Source organism: Limisphaerales bacterium (genome assembly GCA_014382585.1).
In the GTDB taxonomy this organism is placed as follows: domain Bacteria; phylum Verrucomicrobiota; class Verrucomicrobiia; order Limisphaerales; family UBA1100; genus JACNJL01.
In genome coordinates this window covers 130,045-142,080 of the sequence record JACNJL010000057.1, presented here as the reverse complement: position 1 = coordinate 142,080, position 12,036 = coordinate 130,045, and the positions used below count along the sequence as shown (strand labels likewise).

General features: G+C 56.7%; 9 protein-coding genes and 1 CRISPR repeat array. Of the genes, 5 read left to right on the top strand and 4 right to left on the bottom strand.

The genetic code is table 11. From position 1 onward, the window contains the following. Positions 1-19: 19 nt before the first annotated feature. Positions 20-1,505: a CRISPR direct-repeat array (repeat unit 36 nt; unit sequence GCTTTGCCTTGATTCCAAATCAGATGAGGGCACAAT). 79 nt (positions 1,506-1,584) lie between these two features. From cas2 to H8E27_13165, 3 genes are read right to left on the bottom strand one after another with little or no spacing between them, the layout of a single operon-like run. Further along, on the bottom strand, positions 1,585-1,920 hold the full coding sequence (gene cas2, locus H8E27_13175; protein ID MBC8326567.1) for a CRISPR-associated endonuclease Cas2: 336 nt from the start codon (positions 1,918-1,920) through the stop codon (positions 1,585-1,587). Then, on the bottom strand, positions 1,887-2,807 hold the full coding sequence (gene cas1 / locus H8E27_13170; protein ID MBC8326566.1) for a type II CRISPR-associated endonuclease Cas1: 921 nt from the start codon (positions 2,805-2,807) through the stop codon (positions 1,887-1,889). The genes cas2 and cas1 overlap by 34 nt, the downstream gene beginning before the upstream one ends. A gap of 9 nt (positions 2,808-2,816) precedes the next feature. After that, a complete protein-coding gene (locus H8E27_13165; GenBank protein ID MBC8326565.1) occupies positions 2,817-6,098 on the bottom strand; it encodes a hypothetical protein in 3,282 nt (1,093 codons plus the stop codon). Positions 6,099-6,432: 334 nt separating this feature from the next. Here H8E27_13165 and H8E27_13160 point away from each other — a divergent pair, with 334 nt between their 5' ends. Next, the gene (locus H8E27_13160; GenBank protein ID MBC8326564.1) at positions 6,433-6,696 is read left to right on the top strand and encodes a hypothetical protein; all 264 of its coding nucleotides are present in this window, start codon (positions 6,433-6,435) and stop codon (positions 6,694-6,696) included. A 124-nt stretch (positions 6,697-6,820) separates the two neighbouring features. Further along, on the top strand, positions 6,821-7,285 hold the full coding sequence (locus tag H8E27_13155) for a DUF4399 domain-containing protein (GenBank protein MBC8326563.1): 465 nt from the start codon (positions 6,821-6,823) through the stop codon (positions 7,283-7,285). A 69-nt stretch (positions 7,286-7,354) separates the two neighbouring features. On the opposite strand, the gene H8E27_13150 is transcribed toward H8E27_13155, so the two are convergent. Further along, positions 7,355-7,687 (bottom strand): hypothetical protein, encoded by a 333-nt coding sequence (locus tag H8E27_13150; protein ID MBC8326562.1) that lies wholly within the window; start codon positions 7,685-7,687, stop codon positions 7,355-7,357. 217 nt (positions 7,688-7,904) lie between these two features. Between H8E27_13150 and H8E27_13145 the strand changes: the two genes are divergently transcribed. From H8E27_13145 to H8E27_13135, 3 genes are all read left to right on the top strand, one after another. Continuing rightward, positions 7,905-9,074: a hypothetical protein gene (locus H8E27_13145; protein ID MBC8326561.1), complete on the top strand. Its 1,170-nt coding sequence runs from the start codon at positions 7,905-7,907 to the stop codon at positions 9,072-9,074. A gap of 312 nt (positions 9,075-9,386) precedes the next feature. After that, the gene (locus H8E27_13140; protein MBC8326560.1) at positions 9,387-11,144 is read left to right on the top strand and encodes a hypothetical protein; all 1,758 of its coding nucleotides are present in this window, start codon (positions 9,387-9,389) and stop codon (positions 11,142-11,144) included. 9 nt (positions 11,145-11,153) lie between these two features. Beyond that, on the top strand, positions 11,154-12,036 hold an 883-nt coding region (locus tag H8E27_13135; GenBank protein ID MBC8326559.1), incomplete at its 3' end, for a hypothetical protein.

The window sequence follows — 12,036 nt, the reverse complement described above, 5'->3', positions numbered from 1 at the left end:
GCAAGCCACCGGTGGGCCCGCTTTGCCTTGATTCCAAATCAGATGAGGGCACAATTGCGCGCAGATGGATCTGTCTGCATCGGTCGCTTTGCCTTGATTCCAAATCAGATGAGGGCACAATATCCGTGTATCCGTGGCCCTTCGGGAAGTGGCTTTGCCTTGATTCCAAATCAGATGAGGGCACAATAAGGCAGGAGGAAACCCGCGCAAAATTAAAGCTTTGCCTTGATTCCAAATCAGATGAGGGCACAATATGGCGCATCCAGCCCGTTCGGCGCCCATGCTTTGCCTTGATTCCAAATCAGATGAGGGCACAATCACGGGACGTCTCGGGGCACACAGATCCAGGCTTTGCCTTGATTCCAAATCAGATGAGGGCACAATTAGAACCAAAAAATATATATGAAATTGCAAGCTTTGCCTTGATTCCAAATCAGATGAGGGCACAATCAACAGCAGCGCGGCCAGCACGTCCTTGAGGCTTTGCCTTGATTCCAAATCAGATGAGGGCACAATTCTTTCGTGGATCGCCCAACCCATCCCCGAGCTTTGCCTTGATTCCAAATCAGATGAGGGCACAATTGAAAAATCAGTTGACAGGCAAACCGTTTCGCTTTGCCTTGATTCCAAATCAGATGAGGGCACAATAGGAGTTGAAAGATGCTGACAGATAAACAGGCTTTGCCTTGATTCCAAATCAGATGAGGGCACAATCAGATATTTCCAGAGCCATAAGCTCGCTCAGCTTTGCCTTGATTCCAAATCAGATGAGGGCACAATATAATGCAGGAAATGGGCAAGCACATATCAGCTTTGCCTTGATTCCAAATCAGATGAGGGCACAATGATGTCCGACTTATCAAAAACGATATCTAAGCTTTGCCTTGATTCCAAATCAGATGAGGGCACAATGTTTTGACACGAGGGGAACAGCCCCTCACAGCTTTGCCTTGATTCCAAATCAGATGAGGGCACAATTGAAAATGAGTATTGGCACGCCGATTTCTGGCTTTGCCTTGATTCCAAATCAGATGAGGGCACAATAAGGCAGGAGGAAACCCGCGCAAAATTAAAGCTTTGCCTTGATTCCAAATCAGATGAGGGCACAATATCCTCCATCCAGCTATGACACAGCAACCTGCTTTGCCTTGATTCCAAATCAGATGAGGGCACAATCCTTGGACGACTTGGACGCAATATTTTGGGCTTTGCCTTGATTCCAAATCAGATGAGGGCACAATTTGATTGTAGACGCTAGAGGAACCCCCGTAGCTTTGCCTTGATTCCAAATCAGATGAGGGCACAATGTTCGCGAAAGCCGCTATCGTTTAAGCCAAGCTTTGCCTTGATTCCAAATCAGATGAGGGCACAATTCTTTCGTGGATCGCCCAACCCATCCCCGAGCTTTGCCTTGATTCCAAATCAGATGAGGGCACAATGCGAATTGCAGGAGGGTTGGTATACTGCCAGCTTTGCCTTGATTCCAAATCAGATGAGGGCACAATATAGGAATTTGCCGGCCATTCTAACGAACGGCCGGCAAATTCCTTGCTCTTCCCCCCTGTTTTACAGGGGGCATCTGTTTCACCAAAGCTGGATTTGTTCGGGCATTTGCTCAGGGGGCTCTTCCTTGGCGGGGGCGCCGTGGAGAACGTAGGAACGTTCCCACTGGGCGCGGGTGATGAAGATGGCACGCACGCTGCCCTCAGGCGGCAAGTGAGCTTTCACGCGATCGATGTGGGTTTTCTGCCGGGCAAAGGTGACGCAAGGGCGCACGTACACGCTGTATTGCATCATCTGAAAACCGTCATCGAGGAGAAACTTGCGGAAGCCGCTCGCGGTCTTGCGCTGTTCGTCGGTGCCGACGGGGAGATCGTATGCGACCATTAGCCAGCCCATTTTGAATTTCCTTGTGTCCATGGTTCGTAGTATTTGGGGGTTTGTTCGAGCACGGCGCGGCGAAAGCCGCGGGTGGTGTTTTCCAGGACGCCCTGCAGTGGCAGCTGGCGTCCGTGATGGGAAATTTTTTCTACCGGCAACGTGGTGATCCATTGGCGGTATTCGGGGGTGACTTCCCAGCTTTTCTCGTCGGGGTTTTGGTGGACCCATTGGGCGACGCGCCAATCCACGCGGGGGCGGAAGGGTTCCATCAGGTCGTAGGCCAGCGGGGTGGCGCGTTCGCGGATGGCGTGGTGGATGCCGAAGGTGGGGTCGAGACCCACGCCAAAGCATTTTTGAAGGACGGTGGAGAGGAGCACGGCGTATCCGTAATTCAATAAATGGTTGAGGCCGCCCTTGTCGCGGGCGCGCTCAAAGCTCGGCTCGTTCAATGAACTAGCGAGGATAGCCCAAAAATATTTTGCGCTGGTGGCTTCCTGTGTGGGATGGCGGGCGGCGGCCCAATGGGCGAGCGCGCCGAGGCGGGGATCTTCCGGCGCGAGTTGGGTGGCTAGGGAGAGTTGGTTGGCGCACTTGGCATCCACGGTGCGCTGCCACAGCTCGCGGCGCAGGGGTTCGGCCAAATCCACCTGGGCGCGGGTGAGCAGTGTGTCGGTGGCTCGATTAGCAGGGAGCAGGAGGCTGACGGGTTTGAAGGTTTCGCAGATGATGAGCGCCACGCCGTGCTTGGCGGCCTCGAGTAGCAGGTGGCTGTGGAGGTGGGCGGAGAAACTGGTGATGATGATGGAGGCGATATCCTCCAACGGCAGCATCCGCACCTCGCCATCATCGCTGCGACAAGTGAGCTGGCCATCGCGGCAGCTCAGCGAGCACTTGGGGCTGTCTATGTTTACAATGTGATACGACATCGCGAACCATCATTTCCCGTCATTCTCCGCCACGACACCTGCAAACGATGGTTGCATTAGTTCAATTTTCCCGGGCCCAAGTGTCACGAGTGAAACTTCACGCCATATCCCATAGCCGGAAGATGCAACCTTGATTACATCTGGCTTGGTTAAATCTAACTTGAGTGAATGCTTCACACTCCGAACCATCCACAAGCCAGATTTTTGGTGACCAGTTATTTTTATTATCTGCCCATTTCGAATAACACGCGGGAATTTGTTCCCATTGCGTTCTTTAATTTTCTGCAATCTTGGCCAAACCTTGTGAAAGGGAACAATCTCGAACAATGGCTTCCCCTCTTTTGCGTTATCGAGAATGGCAGCACCAAAATTCTCGGGGATGACGAGCGCACCTTTCAGGGCGGCGAGTTTGCCCTCGCTGCCGGGCACCGGGTCGGGGCCGAGGAGCTTGATGGTTTTCTCGGTGGTTTGTTTGGTGGCGGGCAGGGTGCCATCCTCGCCACGGATGCGCTGGCTAAGGGTGGCCACGCCGTCTTCCACTTGCTCCACGCGCCAGGTATTTTGCTCCACGCGCAGGCCGGTCATCCGGGCGGGGAGGTGCTGCACCACGCGGCGTTCGGCGAGGCGGTGGGTGATTTGTTCTTTACGATGATCGGCGAGGTCGCGCAGATGCACGCGTCCATCGGCATCGCGGCTGTACACGCCGAGTTGCAACAGCTCGTTTTGCTCGGCGGGATTGAGGCGGCGCTTGACGATGAGCTGCCACACGCGGCCGTTGTTGGGGATGAAATGGGCGGCGAGGCCCAGCACGCAGGCGTCCAAGGCATGGTGCAGATGGGTGATGCCGCGAATCTCGGTTTTGGTCTTGGTGCTGCCATCTTCGTTAAGCACTTGCGGGTTGGCCACGGCAAGGGTGCCGGTGAGACGCCACGCCTTGCGCACTTCGCCGGTGACGCTGCCGGGCAATGAAATGACGCGCGGCGGTTTTTCGCATTCCTGAAAATGCCGCTGGATGACCTGCGCGCCGAGCCGCACGATTTGGCTGGTCTGCGTGAGGTCGCCGGGGGTGAATTCCTTTTCCTCGTAGTCGGCGAGCAACAGCCAATCCTTGCGGCGCTTCTTCCGTTTCTTGTCATCGTCGTGGCCTTTAAAGGTCTCGAGCTTGTCCACAAATTTTTTGTACTGAGTCGGCGTAAATAACGTGAGATGGGGCGCGCCTTGCACGGCATTGCCGCCTTCTTCCTCAATGAACTGCAACGCGGTACGTTTACCTTTCATATGGTTCACGGCGGAGAAGGTCATTACCAACGCATCGAGCGCATCGGTGGGGCGCAACGAGCGCGGGATAATGTGCTCGCGGTCCACGGCGCCGTGCACCAGCTGCGGCACATCAAATCGCTTGCCAGTGAAGGGGCAGGTCCAGTCGAGGTCATCCGCCACGCGGGCCTTGCGGATGAGGCTGGCAGTGATGGGTTTGCCGAGCGCGGCCATTTCTTCCTCCAGTTTTTTGGAAACGGATTTGTGATTGGCAAGGCGCAGGCCGAGATCCTGCGCAACTTGTTTGGCGCTCTTGCCGGACAGCTCGCGCACGTCGCGGTTTACTTCGATGACGGCGCGGGCGATTTTGCTTTTGTCGCCATCGGCGTATTCCGCCACCACATCCTCGAGTACCCGCCCGAGCATCAGCAGCCGATGGCGCACGAGATGGTTATTGGTTTGCTCGGCCAACGGACGGTTGAGTTGCGCGTGCCTCAATTCATCGGTCACATAAAGGCAACCGCCTTCCTCGCGCGGATCGCCGCCGGCCATCGCCTCGGCCGCCGCTTGGGCCATCACCGTGCGGGTGTAGGGTCCTCGGCCCGGTGCGCCACGAGGGTAAAAATGATTTTTGTTGAGAACACTTTCGCGCGTGGGCGGCGGGGCTTTCTTTTTGCCGCGCGACTTGGGCGGGTTGGCGAGGTAATCCTCCAGCGCGGTTTCAAAATCGCCCGTATCCGAGCCGTGTTTTTCGGCGAGCGCCAGTAGATCCGCCAGCGTTTGGCGTTTGCCGCGCCGCCAACTATTCAATGCCAAGCGCCGAATGTTCTCCGGCAGGGTGAGGAACAGCGTGCCCAAGATTCCGCCGTGAGCAAACTTGCGCACGGGGTCGAGCACCAGTGCGCGCTCGGCATCGGGATGCAGCAGCATCGTGTCGAGGTTGTCGCGGTCGCTGCCGATGATTTCGCGCACGGCTTTTTTGAAATTGCCCTTGGTCAGAAAGCCCTCCGCGTGCATCGCCTCATCCACTTGCTTGCGCTCGGGTGCGGTGAGCGGACGCAGCTCCTTTTCGCCCGCACCGGCCACGCGCACATTGGCCAGTTGCATTGCCCAGCGAAACGCAAGAAACTCCGGCGCGTGCCGCGTGGGGACTTTGCCACCAGAAATGGGGCACGTGCTGATGATGCGATTGTAAAAGCGCGGCACGAGCTGCCCAAAAAGCAAACTACCGAAATACCGCTTGGGCAGCTTGAGGCCCGGCACGGGCACGACTTGCCACGCGGCGTCATCCCACGGGTCGTTGCCGATGAGGCAGCGGATGACGTCGGCATCAAGCTTGTCCAACTGGCCCGCGTGCGCCTCCAGCACGCGCTGCATTTCACCGCGCACCACGTCGCGATCGAACGCAGCGTTTTGGCTCTTGAACCGATCCTTCGGCGCCACCGCCGCCGAGCGTTTTTTGCCCAGCGGATCAATCCCGCTCACCGCGCAAATCGTTTCCGCCATCGATTCGGTTCCGTGTTCCTCCATCAATGCGTTGGCGTTTTGCACTTTCTCGGTATCCACCGCATTTTCACTCTCCACGCGGCTCCAGCGCCGGTTGCCATCGTAGCCGCGATTGTGCGCGTACCAGCGCAACACATCCCACAGCTCCGTCCACGAAAGCGCCTTGCCGCCCCGCAACACCCGCGCCGCCAACATCCACGGCCAAGCACAGCCGGGCACATTCAATTCCGCCTCAGTCAACACGCCCAGGTGCCGCAGCAGAACTTTCAGGCGCGCAATCCGTTGGCGCGTGCTGCGGATGTGCCGACGCTGCCGCCGAAAGGCGCGGCGGTCACTCGCAAGACAATCATCCGCGCGAAAGATCACCGAGCCACAGCCGAGCACCTCCGCATCAGCGGGAGCATCGAGCACCGCCCAGCCGATGGAGCTATGGCCGACGTCGAAGGCGAGGTGGAGGTTGGCGTTGGGGTCGTGTGAGGTGTGACTTGCGCCGTTGGAATTTCCGTTGTTTTTTGGGTTGTCATTCATGATTTGGCTCTCTATACTGTTTGCGGAATCAAGACAAAGTTAGATAACGCAGTCTGGCTCCCTGACCGTTACGCGGTCACACCATGATTGAAAGCGTTTCTTAAACCGGCCTTCGGGCCGGTTTTTGTTTTGAGTTATCACTATATAATTCGCATTCCAGACCCGAAATCTTTAAATTTATTGCATTTATTTTCAAAGTCCGCCACCGGATTAGCCGTTTAGCCCACAAAAATAGGTGTAATTGCCCATTCATTTCCCGTGATTTTTTTATCGAAAACCCCCAATCCGCCCCTTGCGTAGGGTCGTTTTTCATGGTTAATTGGGCGCGGACACTATGTCACATTATTTGATTCATGCGGGCGGCGCGGGCTTTTTGCTGGTGCTGGCGCTTAACCACTTAGCGGGCAATGATTGGGGGATCTCGATCATGCGCGGCTGCGTGGCGGCGCTGGCGTTTGCGATCGTGGCACGTTGGTTTATGCGCGGGGTGTTCACGGAATTGCACTTGAGCTTGTACGAACAACAGAACGCCCCGCAGCAGCAACCGCTGCCCGGAGCGGAGGCGGCTGAAACTCCAGAACCGGACGCAGAGGCCTAAGCGTCGATACTCATTTCTGCCTTTCATTTTTCCAAACTTTGGCTTGCGCCGGGGCGGGCCTTGGGCACAATGCCGGTGAACCGTTTTAAACCTCACAACCCCTACGGAAGAAATCAATATTCTCATGAAAAAAATCCTCTTTTCTATTCTCGCCTGCAGCCTGCTTATGCCTGTGGTGGCGGAAGATAAAATCCCACGCCAACCCTCGCCCAAGGGCGCGAAGGTGATGATCATTTTCCCGCGTGACGGCAAAACGGTGAAAGGCCCGGTACGGGTAGCCTTCGGCCTTAAGGGCATGGGCGTGTGCCCGGCGGGCTTGGTGCTGCCCGATGGCAAACCGATGCCGAACACGGGACATCATCATTTGTTAATCGACGCTGAGAAAATGCCGGCGATGGGGCTGCCCTTGGTGGCTTCGGATACGCTGAAGCATTTCGGTGGCGGCCAAACGGAGGTGACGCTGGATTTGCCGCCGGGCAAGCACACGTTGCAATTGGTGTTTGCGGATTACGCGCACATCCCGCACAACCCGCCGGTGGTTTCAGAGAAAATCACCATCACGGTGACGGCGGGTGGCAAGAAAAAGTAACCCGGTTTTTTAATCAGGCGGCGGATTATTCCGCCGCCTTTTTTGTGCACTGTACCCATTCCACCGGACCTATTCGTTACGCAGCATTTTCCAGCTCCACAAACAGCCCACCGTGCCGAGAATGATGAAGAGCACACCCACGCCGCCGATGGGTTTCAGGTGCGGAGCCGGCTCGGATGCCACACCGTTGGCTATGAGTACAATGCCAAAAAGGAACATCACCACGCCGCCATTGCGCATGCGGACTAATGCCAGCCGGCGCCCATCAGTGGAAGGGGAGATGCCGCGCCCGGGATCCGCCAAGCGCCGGGATTCCGGCCGAGGCGCATCGCAGTGAGGGCACTGATCACGGTCGGCCAGTACGGTGCGTTTGCATTCGGGGCATTTGCGCGTGCGCGCCATAGGCGTAAGCGTAGCGCTTGATAGGCCCCGAGCCAATCTCGGAAATCGCGTGCGTCACAGGGTTTTTTGGTGTAAATTGCCTTCGTCCCCACGGAGCTACCCATTAAAAGAGGCAGCAATGGTTATTCACGGCATGGAAATTGCTGTGAATAACTCTGCCTCCCGGCCGCTAAACTCCCCCTGTTTGGCGGCAAAATTGGGAGGTCGCACTGAAAACATGAAAAAAATGCCGAATGATGGCTGGTTTTCCGGATCGCTCCGGGTTGATTCCCTTGCCGCTTTGGTGGCGGCGATGCTGACGTTGGCCGGGTGCCAATCCGATTCTGGCGGCAAGGACGTTGGTGAGCGGGTGGTGGAAGCAAAGTTTCTGGCGCGGCTGGATATCAACCGGCTGCCGCTGGAAATCGATAGTGCCGAATGGGATTCAGCCCTGTACTTTGCGGTGAAGCCCACCGCACGCGATCATTACGCGGATGATTTCAACTCGAGCACATACCAAATCACCGACGGGCAGACCACGATTTTGGCCGGAGCATTTGAAACAGAACCTTACACCGGACGCATCAATCTCAAGCACAGCGATGGGACCGAGCGCTTGCTGGCCCACGTATTCAAAGGGCGTTTGGTTAACACCGCCACCATCACTGATGCCACCGGCCAGCGCCGCACAACGATTGCTTATGATGACCGCGGCAGCGCAAAGCAGACGCAAGAATGGGACGCTAACGGGACGTTGATCGCTTCCATCGATCATCAGGCCGGCCCCTCCCTCGATCCCGGCCCCACCATCGAGCCCGGCCCCACCATCGAGCCCGGCGGCGGCACGCCCACACCCAGTCCAACCACCCAAACCAACCTACCCGCGACGTACCTTGAATTTAGCCAGGTGGAAATTCGTGGCTGGTTGGTGTTCGATCAATCGGAAATGTTTTTTCCATATGATGGCGCGCTCGTTGCATTTCACGATCAGGCCAAGAAGCAACTTGCCCGGGTGGAAAATTTTTCGGGCGGCAAGCCGAGCGGCAAGATCACGTGGTGGCATCCCAATGGCCAGAAACATTTCGAGGCAGATTATGTGGATGGGGAGCCCGAAGGATTAGCCACCTGGTGGCGCAGTGATGGCTCCACGGAATATGAAGCATTTTGGCAGGACGCAAAACTGACCCGCGCCACTACGTGGGATTTGGCCGGAATAGAAAATGGCAAGGTACTCAACGGCACGGGCACATTGATTTTTTTGCATGCGGACGGCTCGAAACGGCAGGAAGCGATTTATGCCGACGGCGCGCTGTCTGATGAACATTGGTGGGATGAAGCGGGTAACGCGTTGCCGAATGCGCCCACATTTTTCCGTGTGGATCGCCCGCGCGTTCAAGCCGCACCCTAATTCTCATCAACCGAACGCGCCGCAGATCGCGCAGAATCGTCCGCCCGTACAAATTCTGCCCGACCTCGCTCAGCCACCTGTGCCCAAACCGATGCCTAAACCAACGCCCAAAGATCCGCGCGCTTCCCAGAGCGCAAAGGGCGAGAACCCATTGGCCGGCACGCCAAATAAACCCCCGAACCCATTCTTTTTTATTCACAACGGTGAGTAGTTCCCGTTAACTAGCTCGGGTTGAACATTGCACCAAAACAGTACGTCTATAAAATTAGGTCAGGCACGCAACCTATCGGGTGCCGACCAAGGAGTTAACCTATGTTGCCGTCAAACGATACAGACAAGCCATATCTGTTACATCACCTCATCATTCATGGGGTATTGGCGGTGGTATTTTTGACGGTCGGCTGGCTGTTCCCCGTGCAGTACAACACGCTGCACGCCGACGCACTGGCACAAGCAGCTGTGGAGGAAGGGCAGACTCTTGAACAATTCCGTGATCAACTTGGCGAAACCGACAACCCGCTGGGTGCCGCACCCCTGATTAATCTCGCTGCCCAGCAACTGGAACACCCTGCACCCGCACCGGAAAAACTAGAGCCGCTCCAAACCGCTCCGGCTCTCAATCCCTTTTTCAGCCCCAGCTATCGCCGCACTGTGAGGGCGCAGTTAGGAACACAAAATGAACGAGTGAATCGGTTGCTCTCTTTGGAAGGCCAAGCCGGCAACTACGCTGCGGCCATCAACCTCGCCGCCGTTCTCGAAGCTAATGGAAAATTTCATCAGGATCTAAACCTGCAACTCCATCGCCTCGGGCAGGATGCCAACACCAGCGAGCTACACGAAGCACTTCACTCCTTAACCCTGCTCGCCAGCCGGCTCACCCAGCCGCAACTGGGCCAATTGATGCGCGACACCGAAAGCACGCTCTCCCTTATGCATTTAGCAAAAATTGCCAAACTGCAAACACTCGTGCCCCCCTTTGATACGTTTAACGAACTGGATGAAAACGGCAAAAGCGATAACCTCATCACTGCCGATGAATTGATCGAAACGCCCTTCGCCAACCTCTTCAGCCACGCGATCAACCGGGACGCCAAAGGCCAGCCCATCCAGTGGGACGCCGACGCCAACGGCAAACTCACGCGTGCCGAATGGACCGCGTTGCCGTTCATTCCTCTGGAACATTCTGAATTTCCCGCCGTGTACGCCGCCTCTATTTGGAGCGGCCAGCCCGAAGCCGTTACGCGCTACCTCATTCGCCACGGGCGCCCCGGCACCCGCTGGCTACAAAACGCCATGCGCCACGGGCGCGGCTCCATGATGTTGGTGCTCGCACAGCAACTGCCCGTATCCGATCGTGCCGGGTTGGGTCTCGACTCCGCCGCTTCCTTCAGCCTGCGCCATCCCAGCTGGGCGCTCTTTGTAAAATACCTGTTACTCGGCCTCGGCTGCATCATCCTCATGCGCGCTTGGAACAGTTTTTTTACCATAACCGCCAACGGCGCCAACGCCGTGCGCGACTTCATCCTGCGCCGCCGAGCCATGGCCTGCGCCCTGTTCCTCACCCTCGTGGCCCTCGGCGAGCCCGTACTCCTCCAGCCCGCGCAATCCTCTGAATACACCGTGTCCATCAATTTACCCGTCCTCAGTGAGGACGAAAACCAAACCCCAAACTCGGAACTCAAAAACACTATGTTTGCAACCAGCAGCCACCTTGCTCTCAACATCTTTCTGGCCCTCGCCTTTGCGGCGATCCAAATCATCGTATACATCACCTGCAAATCCAAAGTGGACGAAATCCGCTCCGGCACGGGCGATCCCCTGCTCAAGCTGCGCCTTCTGGAAAATGAAGACAACCTCTTCGACATGGGCCTCTACATCGGCATCGCCGGAACCGCTCTCACCCTCGCCGCCAAAATGCTGGGCCTTGATGGCATCAGCCTTTCCGTGGCGTACGCATCAAATATTTTTGGCATCCTATGCGTGGCGATTGTCAAAATCCATCACGTCCGGGGAACACGCCAGCAACTCATTATGGACGCCGAAGCCGCGCCCGGCACCCACACCCAATAATCTCTTGTTATGAATAAAACACTCCTGCTCATCCTTTGCGATTTCTTACTGCTCAACCTCATCCATTTCACCGCGTGGGATGAGATTGAAACCAAAAAGAACGAGAACTCAGGCGTCGGAGGCTCCCAATCCGCGGGCGCCGGCTTAGGCGATCCCCACCGCGACCTTGAGCTGGTGCGGTTACAGTTTAAACAAACCGCCGTCGAACTGGATGAACAAAAGCGCGCCTACATCAACCTCTCCAATACCGCCACCGAAAGCCAGCAAGCCAGCGCCAAAAAGATTGACGATGCCGAGCAAAAAGCCCTCGGCTGGTATCGCAAAGCTCAAGCAGAAGAGGCCGAAAAAAACGCCGCCCAAAAAGCCAACCGCATCGCCCTCGAACAACTCAAAGAACGCACCCAACAGTCCACGCTCAGCGAAGAGGAAAAAAAGAAACTCGAAGCAGAACGCAAAAAACTTGAGGCAGAGGCCGCCAAACTCAAAGGCGACATCAACAATCTTGAAATCAATCTCAACACCGCCAAGAAAAACGCCGACGATGCCCAAAAGCGCGCCGAGATGGCCCTCGCCGCGGCGCAAAAAAACGCTTCTGACGCCAATGCCCGCGCTGACAAAAGCATCGCCGATGCCAATGCCCGCGCTGACAAAAGCATCGCCGATGCCAATACCCGCACCGACGCCGAACGCAAACGCGCGGATGCCGCCGCCAACCGCGCAGATGCCGCCGCCACCCGCGCCCAAGCCGCCGAGATCGCCAAGGCCACCGCCAACGCCACCGCCAACGCCGCCCAGCAACAAGCCGCCAACGCCACCACCCGCGCCCAGGCCGCTGAACAAAAATCCGAAACCCTGACCACCGAGCTCTCCAAAACTAAAGTTAATCTCAAGG

What these genes read in the sequence shown, in the direction of transcription:
- cas2 (MBC8326567.1), bottom strand. Translation starts at nt 1,920, where the DNA reads ATGGACACAAGGAAATTCAAAATGGGCTGGCTAATGGTCGCATACGAT.
- cas1 (MBC8326566.1), bottom strand. Translation starts at nt 2,807, where the DNA reads ATGTCGTATCACATTGTAAACATAGACAGCCCCAAGTGCTCGCTGAGC.
- H8E27_13165 (MBC8326565.1), bottom strand. Translation starts at nt 6,098, where the DNA reads ATGAATGACAACCCAAAAAACAACGGAAATTCCAACGGCGCAAGTCAC.
- H8E27_13160 (MBC8326564.1), top strand. Translation starts at nt 6,433, where the DNA reads ATGTCACATTATTTGATTCATGCGGGCGGCGCGGGCTTTTTGCTGGTG.
- H8E27_13155 (MBC8326563.1), top strand. Translation starts at nt 6,821, where the DNA reads ATGAAAAAAATCCTCTTTTCTATTCTCGCCTGCAGCCTGCTTATGCCT.
- H8E27_13150 (MBC8326562.1), bottom strand. Translation starts at nt 7,687, where the DNA reads ATGGCGCGCACGCGCAAATGCCCCGAATGCAAACGCACCGTACTGGCC.
- H8E27_13145 (MBC8326561.1), top strand. Translation starts at nt 7,905, where the DNA reads ATGAAAAAAATGCCGAATGATGGCTGGTTTTCCGGATCGCTCCGGGTT.
- H8E27_13140 (MBC8326560.1), top strand. Translation starts at nt 9,387, where the DNA reads ATGTTGCCGTCAAACGATACAGACAAGCCATATCTGTTACATCACCTC.